Source organism: Pedobacter changchengzhani (genome assembly GCF_004354365.1).
In the GTDB taxonomy this organism is placed as follows: domain Bacteria; phylum Bacteroidota; class Bacteroidia; order Sphingobacteriales; family Sphingobacteriaceae; genus Pedobacter; species Pedobacter changchengzhani.
This window is the reverse complement of record NZ_SJCY01000008.1, coordinates 121,032-141,333: the sequence shown is the minus strand read 5'-3', so window position 1 is coordinate 141,333 and position 20,302 is coordinate 121,032. Positions and strand designations below refer to the sequence as shown.

Genomic DNA, 20,302 nt, shown 5'->3' with positions numbered 1-20,302 from the left:
GTAAAAATGAAATTTTCGGATTTGATGAACATTTCATTTTTTTATGTTTGCACTAATTTTACTCAGCCCTTTTTAGGCTAAACTTCTCAATTTTACTATATAAATGACTTCTCTGAATGTCAATTTCATCGGCCGTTTTAGATACGTTCCAATTGTTTTTCTCTAGCTTAAACTTAATAAACTCTTTCTCGGCATTGTCTTTATAATCTTGAAAATTATTAAAGCTATCGAAAGAAGAAGATAATCCAGAACCGTTTGTAGAATTTGCAATTTGTACACTGCTGCTCGCACCGATATTTGTGCCACCTCCAGGGTTTGCAAATGCACGTACATCGTGTTCGGTAATTACTTTCTCGCTTAAGATTATCAAGCGCTCAATCATATTATGTAATTCGCGCACATTACCTGTCCAAGGTAAAGCTTTCAGGGCACTCATGGCGGCGTCATTAATTTTCTTTATTGGCATACCATAATCATTACAAATGTTTTCTAAAAAATTTTGCGCAATAACAGGAATATCATCAGTCCGCTCTGTTAAATGTGGTACATGAATATTGATCACATTTAAACGGTGGTATAAATCCATACGGAAGTTACCGGCCTCAATTTCTTTTAATAAATCTTTATTTGTAGCGGCTAAAACCCGAACATTTACTTCGATTTCTTTCTCGCCACCAACCCTCGATATTTTATGTTCTTGCAAAGCACGAAGCACTTTTGCTTGCGCTGAAAGGCTCATGTCGCCAATTTCATCCAAAAATAAAGTTCCACCATTGGCCAACTCAAATTTACCTATACGTTGCTTAACTGCTGATGTAAACGACCCTTTTTCGTGCCCAAAAAGTTCACTTTCAATCAACTCAGATGGAATTGCTGCACAGTTAACCTCAATTAATGGACTATCTGCGCGGTTAGATTTTTCGTGTAACCAACGGGCAACCAGTTCTTTACCGCTGCCATTTGCGCCAGTTATTAAAACCCTGGCTTCTGTTGGTGCAACGCGTTCAATCGTTTCTTTAATTTTCGAAATGCTTTCAGAATTACCTAATATTTCTCGTGTTTTACTTACTTTGCGTTTTAAAACTTTGGTTTCGGTAACTAAATTTCCACGGTCTAAACCATTTCTTACCGTAATTAATAGGCGATTTAAATCTGGTGGTTTAGAAATAAAGTCGAAAGCGCCCTTTTTACTGGCTTCTATAGCAGTTTCAACTGTTCCGTGACCGGAAATCATAATAAAAGGAAGATCTGGTTTGATAATTTGTGCTTGTTCAAGCACTTCCATACCATCCATTTTATTCATCTTGATATCACATAAAACCAGATCAAAATTTGTTTTTTTGATCATTTCTAGTCCATCAATACCATTATCGATATCTTCAACTTCGTAATTTTCGTACTCCAGAATCTCTCTTAAAGTGCTTCTTATTGCCCGCTCGTCGTCGATTATTAATAGTTTTGCCATTCGATATTTTAGTTTTTGCTTTCTATGATTATGCGAATATATTGTTTTTTAATTAATGTATAGTTTTTAATACAATAATTTGCGTGTTAAGCGTTGTAAAAACAAAAAATTTTTATCGTTAGGGTTGAAGGATTGAATGGTTGCAAATTTCTTAAATATGCATTTGGCTTAGTGAATCATTTTTGATGATTTTAATTGATTTAACGGCACATTAGCAAGATTTAGCCAATTTTATTAGGGTGTTCTATGCAATTAAGATGCTGAAAAAATTGCAGCATGACGATTGGATTTTTTAAAAAATGCAGGTCTATAAGCCGGGTTCTGTTTTCTAATTGCTTAGAATTTCTATCATTAATCCACTATAAACGTTGCCGTCTATCTCTAACGACCTACCCACTAACATCGGACGGGCAGCCCTTTATCCTAATTAAAACTAGGATGTTAGCCTATTTGGTCTTTCAACTCTCGGGGTTTACAATCAACTGCAGTCGCCTACAATTGTCGGGCGCTCTTACCGCACGTTTTCACCCTTATCTCGATAAATCAAGACGGTATATTTTCTGTTGCACTTTCCGTAATTCAGGTTTTCAATCCTAAATTCCTTTCCGTTAGAAAGCGAGATGCCCTACGTTGCCCGGACTTTCCTCTCTCCCAACTAAATTGGAACAGCGATAGAACAACCTGCATTTTTTACAAATATGAATGATTTAGATTAAAAACCGATACAAAGCTTCAAAATTATTTCCTGCAATCTATTAAATCTGCACTTACTTGGTCGTAACTGTAAAAACCTTCCTTATTGCCAAAAGAGTTTGTAATAAATACCAAAACTTGCGCAACTTCTATATTTGTGAGTTCGGGGAATGCTGGCATTTTCTCCTTATATTCTTTTCCGTGCACTACCAATGGTTCATTAACACCATTTTTTACAAAACACGCCAACCTACTTTTGTTTGCTTTTATGAACAAACTATCAGTTAATGGAGGCGCCAACTCACCTAAACCTTCTCCTTTTTCGCCATGGCAATTTTGGCATTTTGCAATGTAAATATCTCTTCCGCTAGCTATATAGTTTTGCAAATCCATTTTTTCTTGGCTTTGGCAAGAATATATTATGGAAGTTATTGCCAACAGGAAAACGGAAGAAATTAAATATTTGCGCATGGTATTTTTTAAATCATAATCATTTTGATACAGACTGTACTTTTCGTATAAATTTATGAAGTAATTATAAATAAATGAATTTGTAAAATTTGCACCAAAAAGTTAGTTAAAATTAAGCTTACTTTTTCTCAGCCAATAAAATTGAAATATCTTTCTTTAATTGATCCACTTGCTCCACTTTTGTGCCGTCATAAGCACCTCGAATGTGTCGGTCTTTATCCACTAAAACTAAATAACCTTGGTGAATGTAGCCATCTTTAGCCTTATTATCCTCGCCAACAGCAACTAAGTAACTTTTTTCGGCGATGGTGTAAATACTATCTTTACTGCCATATAAAAAAGTCCATCTTGGACCTTCGACGCCTAATTTTTTAGCGTATTTTTTTAAGGCAGATGGTTTATCATACTTAAAATCAATAGTATGCGAAACGAACATCACATCGGGATTATTTTGAAAATCGTTATAAACCGTTAATAAATTACGGTGCATTGTAGGGCAAATGGTTGTGCAAGAGGTGAAGAAAAAATCTGCAATATAAACTTTGCCATCGGTTAATTTGTTGGTGGTAACTACACTATCTTGATTTAAAAAAGACCAATTTGGAATGGTTTGATAAACGGTATCAATTTTCTCTATACCTGCGGCATCCCGAACGGTTTCTGCATGTCGCTCGCCATAAAATGGCAATTTTTTATCTTGTTGGCAAGAGGATAGTGAGATGATTAGCGTTAAACATATCGAAGTTGTAATGATAATTTTGTTCATGGTGTAAATATAAATGTTAAGTCTGAAAGTTATTGTTTGAATTTTCTCATAACTTAAATTTTAGCGTTTAAACTTTATACCGCCGATGCTAACCGACGACTATTAATAAAAAATGTAGCCAAAACGTTTGGGCTACATTCAACCTATACAAAAATTCGCTAATTATTTTTTAATGTATTTTGTTGGTGCAGCTACAAATTTATTTTTACAACTTTCGCTACAAAAATGGTAAGTAACCTTTTTATAAACAGTTGATTTTTCAGAATTTGCTTTAACCTTCATTTTACAAACAGGATCTACCAAGGTACTTTGTACAGAATCCTGAACTGTTTCTTTTGTTATATTAACGGATTGTTTGGCGTTTACATTAAACGCTAACATTGTAAGCCCAATTAGGATTGTAGTGATATTTATTTTTTTCATGTTTTTAGTGTTTATGAGTAGAATGGATTACGTCTTTAGCGTCAGTAATATTATAAATTTTAAGCAACGAATCAGATGATTTTGTGACTTTAATGTATCCATCTTCAACATCACGAATTTTTATCATTTGCGATTTAAAATATGCTAAATCCTCCTGTTCATTTTTTCCTTTAAAATCATCTTTAAAAAAGTGCATCCAATCCATCATATTTTCATCGGCCTTATTCAGTTTTTTAATTAAATTGCTAATGGTTTGTTTTTTTACGGCCGAATCTGGCAAAGATTTAATAGCATCAGATGCGAGTAATGCATCTAAAGTCATTTTATTTTTAATTACTTTCTCGCCATCAACCATCAACTTATCGTGGATGTTTAGCACTTCTTTACGCACTGCTTTTGCATCCGGCTGGGTTTTACATCCGCCAAATGCCATCAGTAGCACAAAAAATGTTACGTTTCTTATTTTCATATTTTAAAAATTATAGCTCAAGCCAACGTATGCTTTTCCAGCACTCATTGGATGATCTGTTTCTGCTCCCCAAATATTTTTTTGTACACCAACATTTAACGATACATTTTTATAAAAAATATCGGCACCAATTCCACCCATTAAATTATTCATAACATGTTCGCCAGTTTTTACACCTTGGTACTTTTCTCCGCCAGAATATTCGTAAAAAAACTGTAATGAAGGCATCACTTGAACATCTTTACCAATTGCTTGTTTGTAAAAGATGTTAAGAAAACTCGTTGTGCTATTTGCAATGCTTTCATCTCGAGAATTTTTACCGTTTGCTTTGTAAGATGTGTTTAAACTTGCACCAAATTTACCTAAGCCTACTAAGTAGTTTAAGTAAATAAATCCATCGGTACTACCCGTTCCTGCTTGTGTTAATGATGAATACCGGATGCCTTCACTATTTTTTAAATTGTTATTCCCAGTAGGAAATTTAACGCCGATGCCTGCAATAAGTTGTTGCTTAAAATTATTTTCTAATTTCTGAAATATGTGGTAGCCGGCGTAAACATTTATATCGCCCAAACCGCCAATTGTAGAAGTATATCCATTGTAATTTTCGCTGTTTGATACATAAGGCAATATCGCATTAATTTCTAAGCGAGAATTTATGAAATATTTCCCACGCACTTCTAACGAGCGATAAACTTCGTAATCTTGAGGATTGCCATTATGGCCAGTAATTGGTGCGTCTTGGCTGCGTGCTGGAATAAAAAAATTGCTCCCATTTGGAAAAAGTGAATGAGATTGCCCTTCGTAGCCATTAAATGAACGGTAACGATACAATAAACTAATGCTGTTGCGATTGTAGTAGGGTGTTATACCCATGTAGCAACCACAAATATCGCAAGCAAAAACATTGCTGCAAATTAAAACTAAAATTATAGTGAGCAATTTACTGTTCACTGTATAGCGTGTTTTTGATGAAATCATGATCTGTTAAGGTTATTAAAAATAATTTAATTTGTTTTTGTTCTGTTGCACTCAATGCGATGCCGTTTTTTAATAAAGGATCTAAATTTTCTGCAGGTTCTACGCCAGAGTTGTAATGTTCTAAAACCTCATCTAAACTGTAAAATCGGCCATCGTGCATATAGGGGCCTGTATATTCGATATTGCGTAAAGTAGGTACTCGAAATGTGCCCATATCCGTTTCAACACCAGTAATGTGCGCTCTGCCTTCATCGGTGCTTGTTAAATCCAAACCATTACTCCGATAAGAGAAATCGGTAAAGAATGGTTCTTTGTGGCAAGAACTACATTTTTCTTTAAAAAGTAAATATCCAGCTTGCTCACCAGGCGTAAATGTTGCGCCGTTTTCTTTACGGCTAACCTGATCGTACTTAGCATTGCCAGAAACTAAAACGGCAGTAAATTGCGCAAATGATTTTAATACCAACTGAGAATTTATTTCCGTAGCGCCAAAAGCCTGCTTAAACAAATTAGGGTATGGTGGTGTATTTTTTAAAAATGTAATAATGGATTGTATATCGGTACTCATTTCGCAAACATCGCCTATTGCATTTAGAGGTACTGTTTCGATGTTTTTAACGCCTCCATCCCAAAAATAACCTTTCTGCCATGCCAAATTAAAAAGTGGTGGCGAATTCCGTTTTCCCTGGCAATTGTTTACACCGTGGCTTACTTTATGATCTAAATTGGCAAATGCAGCAAATTGCTGGTGACAACTGCCACAAGAAATGCTTTTATCAGCGGATAAGCGAGCTTCATAGAATAGTTTTCTGCCCAAAGCAAAACCAGCATTTGTTAGCTTATTGTTTTCGAAATTATATGTAGGTGCAGGGAAATTTGCCGGCACTGTAAAAGTTATATCTACCTGTGTTGGCAATAATTCGGTTTCATTTTTACTACACGCATACATCAACGCAATGCTTAAAAAAAGCATTGCGAAGACAATTAATTTCCTCAACATAATTAGTTGTGAATGTGATCTAAACGGAACATTCCTTTTGCATAATTATCGGCTACAATAACCGATTTATCGCCACCCATTGTAAAATTTGTAGTGGCAAAACTAACGTCGGTTGTGCCCGTAAATAGGTTGGCTGCGTTAACGATAAAGTGCATTTTTGGTTTCGAATCTGCTCTTACCCTTAACGGATTTGCAGTATTTATATCGGCAGAAAATTTTCTAATTGTATTATTTGGATCTGTAACGCCACCAATATGAAACGTTAAGGCGTGATCTACAGCTGTAGATAGGGGCGAACTTCCTTCAATTTTAACAAAGATGTATCCGCTATTCCATGTCCAAAACATGCCATTAATTGGATCTAACGCACCAGTTTGTGCACCAGCAAAATTACGTGCATAATCTACACCTATTGTATATTCAATTTTGGTGTAATCTCCCGTCGGAACATCTTGTAAAGTAATTAATTTAGAGTCCGATTTAGACTCGTCAATTAAAAAGTAACTTTCTGGTAGTAAAACGCTTGTTCCATCAGCTTTGCTTAATTTAATATTGCTTACATAGTATTTAAAAACGCTAATTTTAAAGTCTTCGTTTTTTGCATTCTTATAAGTTGTTGTGTTTAAAGCTAGCGCCGTGCCGTTAACTTGGTGTTCAAATTCTATGCTAAATTGCCCTTTGGTATCTGTGGCAATTGCATCCTCATTTTTTTTACAGGATGATATAAATATAATTGAACAAAAAATAGCGATTAAGTAATGTGATTTTTTCATTTTTTTAAAATTGGAAAAGTAAAAGATTATTATTGGCCATCTATTTACATCGATGCCAAAAAAATGGATATAGTCGCAACTATTCTTTAAGCATGTTATTGGCTTAAAAAAAATATAATCTAACAGATAAAAATTGCGATAAATGAACTTTACTTATGCCAATTTAGGCGGATGAAAAATAGAGATGGATGAATTTTTGGTAGGCTTTTCTAGATAGCCGACATTTGTATTTATAATGAAATACGGAAGATTAACGTTAATATTTAATACTTGAAATTGCGGTTGAGCCTCGGTTATTCTTTTTAGATTATCTTGTACCTGTTTGTTTTTTCCCTCTAAATCTTTAAGTTTTTTAGCTAAAAAACACTGCCCATCACAATGTACTTCAGGATGATCTTTGTTGATACAAAATACTGATGTGATATATTCCTTATTCATTGTGTAGCTAGAATACACAAGTAATTGCATAAAACAATTAGAAATTGTTGAAACAATGATGAGAAATATGACTGCTCGCTTTAACATAGTTATTACGTAGCAAATGTACAAAGCGAAAGGCTACAAAAAATAATAAATGTCACTTTTATAAGATTCATATTAAAATATTGAAAGTACTTTGACAAAATTAATCTTTAAATAAAAATTCTCCATAAGTGTGGTTTACACAAATGTTTTTGTAATTTTAAATTCAGGATAGCCAAGATTAAATAGATCAGTTAATAATATGAGGAGAAATATGAAATCAATATTCATTAGCATGCTTACTTGTTTATGTTTTACAGGATATGGTCAAACAAAGCTCATATCCTATAAAAGCCACAGTGGGAATATATCAAATTTTAGAAAAGCAATAGTAAATAATCTGTTCGATCTACATCAGTCTAATTTCGGTTTGGTTACGAGTTATAATACTAAAGTAGATACAGTTTTTAAAGTTAATGGCCATTTAGTGGTTTGTAAAATCACCGAGCATCAGGTTGATGGGAAAATAAGTAAGGTGGTTTATAGAAAAGATACTTTAAGTTTAGCATCATCCAAACCATACATTAAGTTGAAAGATGAAAAATCAATGAAAAAAGCATTACTTAAGAATTACCGAGGTGTGAATTTCAACAAATTAACAATAATAGATAAAAACGCACATTAAAGTTTAAAATGCATCGGCTCAAAATATTTTCTTTCGATGTAATATACCTTTTCTGCATAGTTTCATTTGTTTTTATTCCTTTAACGCTAAATGGTAAGGATCTCCAATTTCAATTTTCATTAATACTTTTCGAAAAACTGGTTTACATTATTCAACAGCAGTTTTTCCCAAACGCCATTTCTAACATAGATTTCTCCTCAGATACTGTTGCACTTAATATATTGCTGCTCATTCTTTTCTTAAGTTCGATTGTTCTGATTTCAGTTTTACATCTATTTAAAATTAAGTTAACGATCTTAAGGAAGCTGTTTTTTAATATATCACCGTATTATATCGGTTTAATTTTATTGAAATATGGACTTGATAAAATAGCTCTACAGCAATTTTCTTCGCCAGAAGCTAACATTCTGTATACGCCTTTTGGTTATTTAGAGAAAGATATTCTGTTTTGGAGTACAGTGGGCACATCTAAATTTTACAACATCGCACTTGGAACTATAGAGATTATTGCATCCGCATTTCTATTTTTTAGGAAAACTCGTTTATTAGGATTTTGCTTTGCAATAGGCATAGTTTTAAATATTTTGATCATCAATTTAGGTTTCGATATTTCAGTTAAAACACTATCTGCCTTCTTATTGGTGGTTATCTTATTTAATTTATATCCATTTATAAAACCACTATATTCTTTGTTTATCCAAAATAAATTAGTGCAACTGGGTTATAATACAAATAAGTTGCCTTTGCTGTATCATAACGTTATAAAAATTTGTGTTTTAGTATTGATTATTGGATTTGTTAGTTATCCATATCTGATGGGCATCTTTAAGAATGATGAATACTCGATGCCAATTTTTAACAACGCCTATAAAGTTGAAGGTGATTCTAAAAATTACAAAAGAATATTCTTTCATAAAAATAACTACATTATATTTCAGACGGATAAGGATGAAATGATTGATTACCATTATGAACTAGACACCTTAAAAAAGCGATTGATATTACAAGATTATCAAAGGCATCAGTTTGAGGTTACGTATGAAATTGGAACAACAGGAAAGATAAAATTACTAATGAATAAGAATTTGATTCTTAATTTGATGCCTATAGTTTGGCAAAACCTACCTGCCTTGAAGGATGGTTTGCATTATACGATTGATGAAATTAAATAGTATTTAACTTTAACAATATCAGAATAGATATTAAAAAACACAGATGAATAATTTTCACCTGTGTCCATTTTATCTGTGTTTTTTTAAAATTACGCCTGCAAATCGGCCATTACAGCTGTAATTTTTTCATTTAATTTTTTATTAACCTCTGCAAAATCTTTTCTATCTGCCAAAGGTGCATTTACGCTGCAATAAAATTTGATTTTAGGTTCGGTACCACTTGGGCGCGCAGAAACAATGCTGCCGTCTGCGGTAATAAATTGTAAAACATCCGATGCTGGATAATCCAATTTGGTTACTTTTCCAGATGTTAAATCAGTTTCTTGACTTAATTCGTAATCTTTTAAAATGGCCACTTTCGATCCTCCTAAAGAAGCTGGTGGATTGTTTCTAAACTTCTCCATCATGGCTTTAATTTCTTCGGCCCCGGTTTTACCTTTTTTGGTAAGCGAAACTAAATCTTCTTTATAAAACCCAAATTCTACGTAAGTATCTAAAAGCGCATCATACAAACTATTGCCTTTATCTTTGTAATAAGCAGTCATTTCGGCAATAAATGCAGCCGAAACAACTGCATCTTTATCGCGTACCAAATCGCCAATTAAGTAACCATAGCTTTCTTCGCCACCTGCAATAAAGGTTTTTTTACCTTTTAACTGGGTAATAATTTGGCCAATCCATTTAAAACCTGTTAAAGTATTAAAGTATTCTACGTTTTTAGCATCGCATATTGCTTTAATTAAACTAGTAGTTACAATTGTAGATACCACATATTCGTTACCTGTAAGCTTTCCTTTTTCCTGCCAAGCCGATAAAATATAATTAATTAATAAACTGCCGGTTTGGTTGCCGTTTAACAGAAGCCATTCGCCATCATTATCTTTTACGGCAATACCAACTCGGTCTGCATCCGGATCGGTTGCCATAACTAAATCGGCATCAATTTCTTTTGCCTTTTTCATTGCTAAAGTTAAAGCCTCTTTTTCCTCAGGATTAGGATAAACAACTGTGGGGAAATTACCATCGGGCTCACTTTGTTCTTCAACAACGGTTACATTGGTAAACCCAAATTGTGCTAATGCCTTTGGTACTAAAGTAATGCCCGTACCGTGGATAGGAGAGTACACGATTTTTAAATCATGCTGTCTTTTAATGGCATCTGGCGACATAGAAAGTGCCGTAATTCCATCCAAATAAAGTTTGTCTATTTCTTCGCCAATTAACTCAACATTGCTATCTATTCTATTAAACTTAACCTCATCGATGCTTTTAATTTTATTTACTTCATCAATTACCAATTTATCATCGGGTGAAGTAAACTGGCCACCATCATCGCCGTAGGCTTTATAACCGTTATATTCTTTAGGATTGTGTGATGCAGTTAGCATAACACCACTTTTGCAACCGAAATGCCTAACCGCAAACGAAAGTTCTGGTGTTGGCCTAAGTGCCTTAAAGAAATATACATGTATGCCATTTGCAGAGAAAACATCGGCAGTAATATTAGCAAATACATCAGAATTGTTTCTGCTATCGTGCGCAATGGCTACACTAATTTTCTCGCCCTTATATTTTTGATTTAAAAAGTTGGCTAAACCTTGGGTGGCGGTGCCGATGGTGTATTTGTTTATGCGGTTTGAACCTGCGCCCATAATGCCACGCAAACCGCCCGTGCCAAACTCTAAACTCTTATAAAAAGAATCTGTTAAATCACTAATGGAATTGATATCTATAAGATTTTGAATCTCCGCTTTTGTTTTTTCGTCGTAATTTCCATTTAACCATTGGTTAACGGCTACTTGAATTGATTGATCTATTGCTTGCATTATTTATATTTTAAAATTTATTAGCTCCTTTTATCATCTCCTCACTCTAATAATATTTGGTCAAATTCAATTTTGATTACATTGTTCCAAATTTTATTTTGTTACGTGTGTTGCTTTTAACAGCATTTTGATTAATTTCACGCCAGATTACAAGTATAAAGAAAATTACATATTTCGGTATAAAAAAGTAAATCATAATAATTTTTCTATTCTTAAAAGTTAATAAGTTGTGATACTTCGCTTACCAATAAAACATAGCTATTAAATGAAGATATTAAAATTTGGGGGTACTTCTGTAGGTAGTCCTGAGCGGATGACGAAATTGTTGGATATCATTAATCCAAACGAGGCGCAGATTGTAGTTTTATCAGCAGTTTCTGGTACAACAAACAGCTTGTTAGAAATTTCAAATTATTTTTTAGCGGGTGATAAGAAAAAGGGTAGCCAGTGCGTTGAAAATCTCTATGCGAAATATAAGGATTTTGTAATTGAACTTTTGCCGGCAAGCGAGTTTAGGGCACAGGGGAATGAAGTGATTGATTATCATTTTGGATTTTTAGCTACTTTTGCTAACGATATTTTCACTTCTATTGAAGATAAAATTGTTGTAGCACAGGGCGAACTACTTTCCACAACCTTGTATCATATCTATTTAAAATCAATCGGTGTGCCTTCGGTGTTGCTACCTGCTTTAGATTTTATGAAGATTGATGAGGATAACGAGCCTGATGTGCCATTTATAACGAAGCATTTAACACCGTTATTAGCGCAGAGTAAAGACAACAAGTTGTTCATTACGCAGGGATACATCTGTCGGAATAGTTTTGGCGAGGTTGATAATCTTCGTCGTGGCGGAAGTGATTATACAGCATCTTTATTGGGCGCTGCAATTTTGGCAGAAGAAGTTCAAATTTGGACAGATATTGACGGAATGCATAACAACGATCCGCGTATTGTGAAAGGTACAAAACCAATTGCGCAACTTTCGTTTGATGAAGCTGCTGAATTAGCTTATTTCGGGGCGAAAATTTTGCATCCACAATCAGTTTTTCCGGCTCAAAAATATAAAATCCCTGTTCGTTTATTAAATACTATGGAGCCCAGCGCTTCCGGCACGTTGATTAGTCATGCTAGCGAAAAAGGAAAAATAAAATCGATTGCTGCGAAAGATGGTATCACGGCAATCCGTATTCAATCGAGCAGAATGTTATTGGCTTATGGATTTTTACGAAGAGTTTTTGAGGTTTTTGAACGCTATAAAACACCGATAGATATGATAACGACTTCGGAAGTTGCGGTGTCTTTAACGATCGATGATACCAAAAATCTAGATAAAATTATTGAAGAGTTAGAAAGTTTTGGAACAGTGGAAGTTGATACCGATCATAGCATTGTGTGCGTTGTGGGCGATTTTGGTTCAGAAAAACACGGTTTTGCGAGTCGTGTGTTAGATGGCTTAAAGCATATTCCAATCCGTATGATTTCTTATGGAGGGAGTAACTATAATGTTTCGTTACTAATATTAAGCGAATACAAAACTGAGGCTTTGCGAAGTTTACACAATCGATTATTCGAATAGTAGAAAGAAAGAAGCAATAATTACCAGCACACCTATAAAGCAATGAAATGCTAAAAAATTTATTGGCAACAGATTGTTTTTGTATTTGCGATAAGAATTATATAAACCCAGCGAAATAATTGTGAAGATAAATATGAAGGCGGCTATTTTCATTATAGATACGTTTTTGTAAGTGATGAATTGATCTTAACTTTTATTTGATAATTATTTTTCTGAAAATTGAAAAGCTACAGTTTTCTTGCAAATATTAGAAATAGTACAATAAATAGTAACACGAGAAAAAATCGAATTTTTCCATTATACTGTTTATGGGTAATTCTTCCATGCTTAAGATCGAGGTAGTTGCCTACATAAATTAGTGCAAAGAATAAAATTAAAATTATAATAAGGAATTTGAACATGTTCGCCGATAAAGATATATCAAAGTTTAACAATATAGAAACACCATTTTATTATTATGATACCGATTTGTTGCAAAAAACGTTGCGCAGTTGCGCAGATGCTGCAAAACCTTATCATTTTCATATTCATTATGCTTTAAAAGCAAATTTTAATTCGGTTTTACTAGCGCACATTAAAACCATTGGCTTTGGCGCCGATTGTGTAAGCGCGGGTGAAGTTCGAAGAGCCGTTGAAGTAGGTTTTGACCATAAAAAGATTGTTTTTGCAGGTGTTGGTAAATCCGATAAGGAAATAAATGAAGCTTTAGACTTAGATATTTTTTGCTTCAATGTAGAATCTATTCAAGAATTGGAAGTGCTGAACGACCTCGCCCGTGCGAAAGGAAAAACTGCGCAGGTAGCCATTCGTATTAATCCAAATGTTGATGCACATACGCACCATAACATTACTACGGGTTTAGATGAAAATAAGTTTGGTATTAATTCTTGGGATTTGCCAGAGTGTGCCGAAATGCTTAGAATTTGTTCAAATCTCGAATTTATCGGTATTCACTTTCACATCGGTTCGCAAATTACCAACTTGGATGTATATAAAAATCTTTGCATTCGCGTAAACGAATTTTCAGCTTGGTTTGAGGATAGAGGATTTAATGTAAAAGTTTTAAACGTAGGTGGCGGTTTAGGTATTGATTACTACAATCCAGATCATCAAATTCCTGATTTTGAAGCTTATTTTGAAATATTTAACAATTTTTTAGAGGTAAAGCCGAATCAAGAAGTTCATTTTGAGTTAGGAAGGGCATTGGTTGGACAATCTGCTTCGCTTATAACAAAGGCACTTTATATTAAAAAAGGTAAGAAGAAAAATTTTGTTGTTTTAGATGCAGGAATGACCGAATTAATGCGTCCGGCTTTATATCAGGCTTATCATAAAATTGAAAATCTAAGTCAATCTAAAATCGTCAATCCAAAATCGTCAATTGTTAAGTATGATATCGTTGGACCAATTTGCGAAAGCACCGATTGTTTTGGAAAAGAAGTTGAACAACCAGAAACTTTTAGAGGTGATATTTTTGCCATACGCAGTACAGGAGCTTATGGCGAAGTTATGGCTTCAAAATATAATTTAAGGGATGAGATAAGAGCTGTTTATAGTACCGAGATGTAAAAAATCTCGTCACATTGAGCTTGTCGTATTTTTTTTAAAAGTTATTCGACAAGCTCACCATGACAGCTATTTTATTTCTTCTTCGAAGTTACAAGAACGATTACGCCCGCAACTGCAATAAGTCCGCCAATATATGGAGGCCAGTTTACCGATTTTTGTTTATCAGCTGAAATTTGAATCGGACCAACATCAACAATTTTTTCTCTTTTTGTATAATTAAAGCCAGTCCAAACCAACATCGCAATCCCGATTACAATTAGTATTAATCCTAACGTTTTATTCATGGTTTTAAGGTTTTGATTTAGAGTTTAAACACAACCGCTGGGAATATGTTTTTTAAAAAGCATATCCAACACTAATCTTTTGGGCATAATTTACGTTATTAGCAGTTTCAATACTAAGCGTAAATTTTTTCACGGATAAAAAATAGTTGAAAGTCCAGCCGATGGAGCTAGCGCCTATGGTATGTGAATCAACATCTTTATCATACTTAAAGCTACTGGCCAATCCAGGATTTCCACCAACAAATAATCTAAATGCATGTTTAATATCATGGTTTCGTCTTGCCCTCCAGATTATTTCACTTGATAGTCCAGTGGTCCAAATTATATTTTTGTTAGTTACATTGGTATATTTATAAATATTATTATCATAAATAGCACTTCTTAAATCAGCATATTCTCCGCTTTCATTGCTAATCGCATTTTCCCAGTTAATAAATCTGAAATCAGTATTTCCGTTTGTTGAAGTAGTATGAAAACCAGCCGATGTTCTTAACCCAAGTCCGTTTATGTTTTTTTTAAAAGATTGTAAATAATCAGATGATCCAGATGTAAAATTATCATCTCTAACCAATTCTGCTTTACCTAAGTATCCAAAAACACCGTATGAAATGTTAAATTTTTTAAAAGTATGTGATCTATTGATGCTCAACATGCCCATTTCAAAGGCAACTGATCCCAATACAGGCGATGCTGCGCCCGCAAAACTGCCCGATACACTTGTTAGCACTTTCAAACTGTCTGCAACCATTGCTTTCGGCAAATAACCCATATTGTTTCCGAGTATTGCAGGAGTAAGGTAGGTACTGCACGAGCTTAACATGAATAATGCTGATGCAAAAAGAGCTAAGGAGATCATTTTTTTTCTCATACTTCAGCTTTTTTCTAACGTATAGGATTATTCTTCAAAAAAATCAACCAAACCACCTAAAAAGAATTCTTCTATTCCCTCAGTAAAATCTTTGTAGTCGGCTTCTGGAATATTGGTTTGTCTAAATTCTAAAGAGGTTTCATCTTTATCTGGATGAAGTTTTATCGTTACAATTGAAGGTTCTCCATTTTCTCCGAAATACCATTGTTGCACAATTTTTTTGTTGGTTTCAAATTCGAGGTTTTTACCCACAATGTCGCCATCCCAAAAAGAAAATTCGGTATCAGGTTTTTCTTCAAACTCAACTTCTGCACCAGTCCATAGTTTTATACTAATGTCTTTTGTTAAAGCTAAATAAACTTCTTCTGGCGAAGCTGGTATTGAAATGTATTTTTTGTAATCTTTCATCAACTATTAATCCTTAAATCATTCTAATCCTGATCTTACTTAAATGCGTTTAACCCTGTAACATCCATACCTGTAATTAATAAATGAATATCGTGTGTTCCTTCATAAGTCACTACCGATTCGAGATTCATCATGTGGCGCATAATTGAGTATTCGCCTGTAATGCCCATCCCTCCTAGCATTTGTCTAGCGTTTCTAGCAATATCCAATGCAATTTCTACACTATTTCTTTTTGCCATCGAAATTTGTTCGGCAGTTGCACGGTTCTCACTTTTTAAAGTGCCCAATCTCCATACTAAAAGCTGACCTTTAGTAATTTCAGTAATCATTTCGGCCAATTTTTTTTGTTGCAGTTGAAATCCTCCGATGGGTTTGCCAAATTGAATTCTCTCTTTAGAATAGCGTAACGCAGTATCGTAACAATCCATCGCTGCGCCAATTGCACCCCAAGCAATACCATAACGAGCTTGGTTTAAACAACCTAACGGCCCTTTTAATCCAATAATTTCTGGAAAAATATTTTCTTTTGGAATTTTAACGTTGTCGAAAACTAATTCGCCAGTAGCCGAAGCTCTTAAACTCCATTTATTGTGCGTTTCGGGTGTAGAAAACCCTTCCATTCCTCGCTCAACTACTAAACCTCTAATTTTTCCCGATTCATCTTTGGCCCAAACAACTGCAATATCTGCAAAAGGCGCATTACTGATCCACATTTTAGCACCGTTTAAGATATAGTGGCTCCCTGCATCCTTTATATTGGTAACCATACCACTCGGGTTCGAACCATGATCAGGCTCGGTTAAACCGAAACAGCCCATCATTTCGCCCGTGGCTAGTTTTGGTAAATATTTTTTACGTTGTTCTTCGGTACCATAAGCATAAATAGGGTACATTACTAAAGAGCCTTGAACGGATGCCGTTGAACGAATTCCAGAATCTCCTCGCTCAATTTCCTGCATTAAAATACCGTAGGCAGTGTAATCTAAACCTGCGCCACCATATTCTACCGGAATTGTTGGGCCAAAAGCACCAATTTCTCCTAATCCTTTAATTAAATGTTTAGGAAATTCTCCTCGTTGTGCGTAATCTTCGATGATCGGACTAACTTCTTTTTTAACCCAATCTCTTGCTGTAGAGCGTATTAGTTTGTGTTCGTCGGTTAGTAATTCATCCAATAAATAATAATCTGGTGCTTCGTAAAGGTCTTTTTTTTCTGATCTACTCATTTTTGATAGTTGTCGTAATTGAAGATATTATCTACTCCAAAGATAACAATTTACCTTTATTGGCCTTAATTTCGCCAATAAAAATTAATTTTGGAACAGATAAAATATGCTAATGACTAAATTAAAACAAACTGTTGCATTAAAGGAAGTAAAATGTTTTGCGTTTCATGGTTTTTACCCTGAGGAACAGTTAATAGGGAGCAATTTTATAGTAGATATAGAAACCGAATTTATACCTATTGGTTTTGACGATGAATTGAGCCAAACTGTAAATTATGAAGAATTAAATGCGATCATTTTAGAAGAAATGAAAAATACGCAGAAGCTATTAGAAACTGTTCTACACAATATTGTAACTAAAATTAAAGTATTTTATCCTTTTATTGATACAATTAATGTTAGCATTAAAAAATTGAACCCTATAATGTTGGGCGAGGTTGGGTATTCGTTTGTTAAGTTAAATTATACTCGATAAGTATCTTACCTCGCTTTAAGTTTAACGTTCATCTCTGTAATTTGAACATTAATAAATTAAGGTGATTTTACAAACCTCGCTTTAACTTTCATCTTCGTAATTTGAGCCTTAATACGTTAAGGTGGTTTTACAAACCTTAATTTCCACCATGCCGATTTCCCCCTTCAGGGGGCTAGGGGGCTATTTGCTCAAAGTTAATCATCCTTTGTTTTTCGGCTTCGGGTATGGCCGTAGGTCTTTTTGAGGAATAATTAATGGCAATGCAAACAGTTTTTCCTCTACTGCAAACCACTTCTTCATTATCTTTTATTTTAATTACCTCATATTCTAAATCGAAGCTGGTGGTGCCAATTCTTGATGTTTTTACGTGCACAGCAATTTTATCTTCCATTAAAATAGGGAAAATGTAATCTAATTCTGCGTGCGCAATTACTACACCCGTCTTTTTCCAGTCCCACTTTATTATTTCTTCCCAATATTTACTTCTCGCGACTTCTAGGTAAGTAAAATAAACAGAGTTGTTCACATGGCCGAACATATCAAAATCTATAAATCGAGTCGCAACATTTGTTTTGTAATTGAATGTGCTCGAAAAAACGATATTATCGGTCAGTTTGTCTGTTGATATGTTTTTATTTTGCCAAAATGTCTTGAAAATCATAATTTATCGGATTGGTATGTAAGTTGAATAGGATGAATTATCAAATAAAATAAAATTAGAGATATGACACTTGTAAATTTTAACAACAGAACCCGCAACACAGCTCCATACTTTAACAATGTTTTTGATTCATTGTTTAGCGATGCTTTAACAAAAAATAAATTGTGGATAAATCACCTAATTTTAATATTAGTGAAAATGAAACTGCCTTCTTAATTGACATTGCAGCCCCGGGATTGAAGAAAGAAGATTTTCAAATTAATTTGAAAAAAGATACACTATCGGTTTGGGCAGAGGTTAAAAGAGACGAGGTAGCAAAAGATTTTACGCGTAAAGAATTTGATTACAGCTCATTTGCCAGGTCGTTTAATTTGCCTGATACCGCCGATGGGGATAAAATAATTGCTGAATATAAAGATGGTATTTTGAACATCAATATAGGTAAAAAAGACAATTTGAAATTACAACATAAAGAAATTGTAGTTTCATAATTAAAGTATTCTCGAAAGAGGGTTTTTCATAGTGGTTTAGGTTTTTATAAGGTTAGCGCCAAGTTGGTGTTAACCTTATTTTTTTCAGGCCCTAGGCTGAGCATTAATAAATATTGTGAACTTCAAATTTCGTTAGCATCATTTTTTGTACTTTTGCGGCATGGAAAGAGAAATTCTAGATACGAAGCGTAAGGCATTAAATATAAATCTCGATGCTCAAATTTATGGCACTTTTGCAGAGATTGGTGCGGGGCAGGAAGTTTCGAGAAACTTTTTTAACGCTGGTGCAGCATCTGGAACTGTAGCAAAAACGATGTCGGCTTATGATATGACTTTTAGTGATGCCATTTACGGTGCCGAAGCTTCTGGTCGATACGTTAGTCAAAACCGACTTTTGCAAATGCTCGATCACGAGTTTGGTTTGCTTAATGAACGTTTAATGGGCGAGAAGTATGAAAAGCGTACTTTTTTTGCTTTTGCCGATACCGTAACTACGCTAAACTTTAAACGCAACAACGAGCCGCATGGTTGGGTTGGGTTGCGCTTTCAAAGTGAACCAGGTGGTTTACCAAATGAAATATTTTTCCATGTTCGCCTGTTGGACACTGATGTTAACATGCAACAAAGAGTTTTGGGGATTATTGGTGTAAACCTACTTTACGCTGCGTTTTATCTCCATCACGATCCAAAAATTATGGTAGAGTCCTTAGCTGATAATTTAACCATCGGTTCGGTAGAAATTGATCTAATCTCCGTAAAAGGTCCTGCTTTTCCTGAGGTGAACAATATTCTACTTAATCTATACATGATTATGAAAGATTTCTCGGCCGCTGCAATTTTCGATGCTGATGCGCATCCCCGCCAGGCTAAAGATTTGTTGTACAAAAAGGATATTATGATTTTAAGAACTAAATATGGTCAAAAATCATTACCAAACTTTAATTTGTTTAATAAAGCTACCGATCAATTTAAACGCACCAACCAGGTAGAAGAGGGTAATTTGGCGATGATGATTGAGGTTTTATTAACCAATGTATTAACTGATGGCGAACAAACCCCCGATGATATTGATTTAGAAATTGTTGCCAAGCGTGCTCAAGAAATGTGTGATACAGGTAACATTGTTATTGTTTCTAATTTTACTCGCCACAATCGTTTAGCAAAATATTTAGGTAGGTGCAAACCAAAAAGCGTGGGTATGGCTACAAATATTAACAACTTAAAATTTGTGTTTAATTCTACAAACTTTACTGGCGATAACTATTCTGGACAGTTGTTAAGTTACGTAAACGATATGTTTAACACTAACGTGAGGCTGTTTGCTTACCCATTTTTAGATAAAAAAACCAACCAAGTAATTACCACCAAGAATATGCCCATTACGCCAGAAGCGAAACCATTGTTCGATTTTTTGTTAGTGAATGGTTACATAACCGATATAAAAGATTACGACGAAGATGAGGTAAATACGGCGTAGTTTATATTACGCGATAAATGGTATAACTATATATATCAACTTTCAATTCGTATTTTATGCTATTTTGTTAAATCTTCG

At 34.3% G+C, this 20,302-nt stretch carries 22 protein-coding genes and 1 other RNA gene; 7 read left to right on the top strand and 16 right to left on the bottom strand.

Features of this window, described 5'->3' with window-relative positions:
* Positions 1 to 58 precede the first annotated feature (58 nt).
* The 10 genes from EZJ43_RS12135 to EZJ43_RS12090 form a co-directional block, all read right to left on the bottom strand.
* Entirely contained in the window at positions 59 to 1,465 is a 1,407-nt protein-coding gene (locus EZJ43_RS12135; protein WP_133262985.1) for a sigma-54-dependent transcriptional regulator, read from the bottom strand.
* A 294-nt stretch (positions 1,466 to 1,759) separates the two neighbouring features.
* Positions 1,760 to 2,153: RNase P RNA component class A (gene rnpB, locus EZJ43_RS12130), an RNA gene on the bottom strand.
* 50 nt (positions 2,154 to 2,203) lie between these two features.
* Positions 2,204 to 2,629, bottom strand: coding sequence for a c-type cytochrome (locus EZJ43_RS12125; protein ID WP_133262984.1), 426 nt, complete (start codon positions 2,627 to 2,629; stop codon positions 2,204 to 2,206).
* A gap of 118 nt (positions 2,630 to 2,747) precedes the next feature.
* The gene (locus EZJ43_RS12120) at positions 2,748 to 3,395 is read right to left on the bottom strand and encodes an SCO family protein (RefSeq protein ID WP_133262983.1); all 648 of its coding nucleotides are present in this window, start codon (positions 3,393 to 3,395) and stop codon (positions 2,748 to 2,750) included.
* A gap of 162 nt (positions 3,396 to 3,557) precedes the next feature.
* Positions 3,558 to 3,818, bottom strand: coding sequence for a YHS domain-containing protein (locus tag EZJ43_RS12115; RefSeq protein ID WP_207924622.1), 261 nt, complete (start codon positions 3,816 to 3,818; stop codon positions 3,558 to 3,560).
* A 4-nt stretch (positions 3,819 to 3,822) separates the two neighbouring features.
* The gene (locus tag EZJ43_RS12110; protein WP_133262982.1) at positions 3,823 to 4,287 is read right to left on the bottom strand and encodes a hypothetical protein; all 465 of its coding nucleotides are present in this window, start codon (positions 4,285 to 4,287) and stop codon (positions 3,823 to 3,825) included.
* Positions 4,288 to 4,290: 3 nt separating this feature from the next.
* A complete protein-coding gene (locus tag EZJ43_RS12105; RefSeq protein ID WP_133262981.1) occupies positions 4,291 to 5,268 on the bottom strand; it encodes a transporter in 978 nt (325 codons plus the stop codon).
* Positions 5,231 to 6,268 (bottom strand): cytochrome-c peroxidase, encoded by a 1,038-nt coding sequence (locus EZJ43_RS12100; RefSeq protein WP_243718084.1) that lies wholly within the window; start codon positions 6,266 to 6,268, stop codon positions 5,231 to 5,233. Before EZJ43_RS12100 ends, EZJ43_RS12105 begins: the two co-directional genes overlap by 38 nt.
* 2 nt (positions 6,269 to 6,270) lie before the next feature.
* Entirely contained in the window at positions 6,271 to 7,041 is a 771-nt protein-coding gene (locus tag EZJ43_RS12095; RefSeq protein ID WP_133262980.1) for an MbnP family protein, read from the bottom strand.
* A gap of 153 nt (positions 7,042 to 7,194) precedes the next feature.
* Positions 7,195 to 7,479, bottom strand: coding sequence for a hypothetical protein (locus tag EZJ43_RS12090; RefSeq protein WP_133262979.1), 285 nt, complete (start codon positions 7,477 to 7,479; stop codon positions 7,195 to 7,197).
* A gap of 298 nt (positions 7,480 to 7,777) precedes the next feature.
* Here EZJ43_RS12090 and EZJ43_RS12085 point away from each other — a divergent pair, with 298 nt between their 5' ends.
* Positions 7,778 to 8,188 (top strand): hypothetical protein, encoded by a 411-nt coding sequence (locus tag EZJ43_RS12085; RefSeq protein WP_133262978.1) that lies wholly within the window; start codon positions 7,778 to 7,780, stop codon positions 8,186 to 8,188.
* A gap of 347 nt (positions 8,189 to 8,535) precedes the next feature.
* Positions 8,536 to 9,360 carry a hypothetical protein gene (locus tag EZJ43_RS12080; RefSeq protein WP_133262977.1) on the top strand — a complete coding sequence of 275 codons (825 nt, stop codon included), beginning with the start codon at positions 8,536 to 8,538 and terminating at the stop codon, positions 9,358 to 9,360.
* Positions 9,361 to 9,449: 89 nt separating this feature from the next.
* Here EZJ43_RS12080 and EZJ43_RS12075 read toward each other — a convergent pair whose 3' ends face one another.
* The gene (locus EZJ43_RS12075; protein ID WP_133262976.1) at positions 9,450 to 11,186 is read right to left on the bottom strand and encodes a phospho-sugar mutase; all 1,737 of its coding nucleotides are present in this window, start codon (positions 11,184 to 11,186) and stop codon (positions 9,450 to 9,452) included.
* Between the two features lie 265 nt (positions 11,187 to 11,451).
* Here EZJ43_RS12075 and EZJ43_RS12070 point away from each other — a divergent pair, with 265 nt between their 5' ends.
* Positions 11,452 to 12,765, top strand: coding sequence for an aspartate kinase (locus tag EZJ43_RS12070; protein WP_133262975.1), 1,314 nt, complete (start codon positions 11,452 to 11,454; stop codon positions 12,763 to 12,765).
* Positions 12,766 to 13,164: 399 nt separating this feature from the next.
* Complete coding sequence (gene lysA, locus EZJ43_RS12065) at positions 13,165 to 14,334, top strand: diaminopimelate decarboxylase (RefSeq protein ID WP_133262974.1); 1,170 nt, start codon at positions 13,165 to 13,167, stop codon at positions 14,332 to 14,334.
* Between the two features lie 71 nt (positions 14,335 to 14,405).
* Here the strand turns inward: lysA and EZJ43_RS12060 are convergent, their stop codons facing one another.
* From EZJ43_RS12060 to EZJ43_RS12045, 4 genes are read right to left on the bottom strand one after another with little or no spacing between them, the layout of a single operon-like run.
* Positions 14,406 to 14,618, bottom strand: a complete 213-nt coding sequence (locus EZJ43_RS12060) for a hypothetical protein (protein WP_133262973.1) — start codon at positions 14,616 to 14,618, stop codon at positions 14,406 to 14,408.
* Between the two features lie 52 nt (positions 14,619 to 14,670).
* Positions 14,671 to 15,486: a hypothetical protein gene (locus EZJ43_RS12055; protein WP_133262972.1), complete on the bottom strand. Its 816-nt coding sequence runs from the start codon at positions 15,484 to 15,486 to the stop codon at positions 14,671 to 14,673.
* Positions 15,487 to 15,513: 27 nt separating this feature from the next.
* Complete coding sequence (locus EZJ43_RS12050; protein ID WP_133262971.1) at positions 15,514 to 15,894, bottom strand: SRPBCC domain-containing protein; 381 nt, start codon at positions 15,892 to 15,894, stop codon at positions 15,514 to 15,516.
* Between the two features lie 35 nt (positions 15,895 to 15,929).
* Complete coding sequence (locus tag EZJ43_RS12045) at positions 15,930 to 17,120, bottom strand: acyl-CoA dehydrogenase family protein (protein ID WP_133262970.1); 1,191 nt, start codon at positions 17,118 to 17,120, stop codon at positions 15,930 to 15,932.
* A 112-nt stretch (positions 17,121 to 17,232) separates the two neighbouring features.
* Between EZJ43_RS12045 and EZJ43_RS12040 the strand changes: the two genes are divergently transcribed.
* Positions 17,233 to 17,595: a dihydroneopterin aldolase gene (locus EZJ43_RS12040; protein ID WP_133262969.1), complete on the top strand. Its 363-nt coding sequence runs from the start codon at positions 17,233 to 17,235 to the stop codon at positions 17,593 to 17,595.
* A gap of 172 nt (positions 17,596 to 17,767) precedes the next feature.
* On the opposite strand, the gene EZJ43_RS12035 is transcribed toward EZJ43_RS12040, so the two are convergent.
* Positions 17,768 to 18,256 (bottom strand): acyl-CoA thioesterase, encoded by a 489-nt coding sequence (locus tag EZJ43_RS12035; RefSeq protein ID WP_133262968.1) that lies wholly within the window; start codon positions 18,254 to 18,256, stop codon positions 17,768 to 17,770.
* Between the two features lie 164 nt (positions 18,257 to 18,420).
* Here EZJ43_RS12035 and EZJ43_RS12030 point away from each other — a divergent pair, with 164 nt between their 5' ends.
* Both EZJ43_RS12030 and EZJ43_RS12025 read left to right on the top strand, forming a co-directional pair.
* Entirely contained in the window at positions 18,421 to 18,747 is a 327-nt protein-coding gene (locus tag EZJ43_RS12030; RefSeq protein WP_243718083.1) for an Hsp20/alpha crystallin family protein, read from the top strand.
* A gap of 160 nt (positions 18,748 to 18,907) precedes the next feature.
* The gene (locus tag EZJ43_RS12025) at positions 18,908 to 20,224 is read left to right on the top strand and encodes a nicotinamide mononucleotide adenylyltransferase (protein ID WP_133262967.1); all 1,317 of its coding nucleotides are present in this window, start codon (positions 18,908 to 18,910) and stop codon (positions 20,222 to 20,224) included.
* Positions 20,225 to 20,302: the final 78 nt, after the last annotated feature.

What these genes read in the sequence shown, in the direction of transcription:
- EZJ43_RS12135 (WP_133262985.1), bottom strand. Translation starts at nt 1,465, where the DNA reads ATGGCAAAACTATTAATAATCGACGACGAGCGGGCAATAAGAAGCACT.
- EZJ43_RS12125 (WP_133262984.1), bottom strand. Translation starts at nt 2,629, where the DNA reads ATGCGCAAATATTTAATTTCTTCCGTTTTCCTGTTGGCAATAACTTCC.
- EZJ43_RS12120 (WP_133262983.1), bottom strand. Translation starts at nt 3,395, where the DNA reads ATGAACAAAATTATCATTACAACTTCGATATGTTTAACGCTAATCATC.
- EZJ43_RS12115 (WP_207924622.1), bottom strand. Translation starts at nt 3,818, where the DNA reads ATGAAAAAAATAAATATCACTACAATCCTAATTGGGCTTACAATGTTA.
- EZJ43_RS12110 (WP_133262982.1), bottom strand. Translation starts at nt 4,287, where the DNA reads ATGAAAATAAGAAACGTAACATTTTTTGTGCTACTGATGGCATTTGGC.
- EZJ43_RS12105 (WP_133262981.1), bottom strand. Translation starts at nt 5,268, where the DNA reads ATGATTTCATCAAAAACACGCTATACAGTGAACAGTAAATTGCTCACT.
- EZJ43_RS12100 (WP_243718084.1), bottom strand. Translation starts at nt 6,268, where the DNA reads ATGTTGAGGAAATTAATTGTCTTCGCAATGCTTTTTTTAAGCATTGCG.
- EZJ43_RS12095 (WP_133262980.1), bottom strand. Translation starts at nt 7,041, where the DNA reads ATGAAAAAATCACATTACTTAATCGCTATTTTTTGTTCAATTATATTT.
- EZJ43_RS12090 (WP_133262979.1), bottom strand. Translation starts at nt 7,479, where the DNA reads ATGAATAAGGAATATATCACATCAGTATTTTGTATCAACAAAGATCAT.
- EZJ43_RS12085 (WP_133262978.1), top strand. Translation starts at nt 7,778, where the DNA reads ATGAAATCAATATTCATTAGCATGCTTACTTGTTTATGTTTTACAGGA.
- EZJ43_RS12075 (WP_133262976.1), bottom strand. Translation starts at nt 11,186, where the DNA reads ATGCAAGCAATAGATCAATCAATTCAAGTAGCCGTTAACCAATGGTTA.
- EZJ43_RS12070 (WP_133262975.1), top strand. Translation starts at nt 11,452, where the DNA reads ATGAAGATATTAAAATTTGGGGGTACTTCTGTAGGTAGTCCTGAGCGG.
- lysA (WP_133262974.1), top strand. Translation starts at nt 13,165, where the DNA reads ATGTTCGCCGATAAAGATATATCAAAGTTTAACAATATAGAAACACCA.
- EZJ43_RS12060 (WP_133262973.1), bottom strand. Translation starts at nt 14,618, where the DNA reads ATGAATAAAACGTTAGGATTAATACTAATTGTAATCGGGATTGCGATG.
- EZJ43_RS12055 (WP_133262972.1), bottom strand. Translation starts at nt 15,486, where the DNA reads ATGAGAAAAAAAATGATCTCCTTAGCTCTTTTTGCATCAGCATTATTC.
- EZJ43_RS12050 (WP_133262971.1), bottom strand. Translation starts at nt 15,894, where the DNA reads ATGAAAGATTACAAAAAATACATTTCAATACCAGCTTCGCCAGAAGAA.
- EZJ43_RS12045 (WP_133262970.1), bottom strand. Translation starts at nt 17,120, where the DNA reads ATGAGTAGATCAGAAAAAAAAGACCTTTACGAAGCACCAGATTATTAT.
- EZJ43_RS12040 (WP_133262969.1), top strand. Translation starts at nt 17,233, where the DNA reads ATGACTAAATTAAAACAAACTGTTGCATTAAAGGAAGTAAAATGTTTT.
- EZJ43_RS12035 (WP_133262968.1), bottom strand. Translation starts at nt 18,256, where the DNA reads ATGATTTTCAAGACATTTTGGCAAAATAAAAACATATCAACAGACAAA.
- EZJ43_RS12025 (WP_133262967.1), top strand. Translation starts at nt 18,908, where the DNA reads ATGGAAAGAGAAATTCTAGATACGAAGCGTAAGGCATTAAATATAAAT.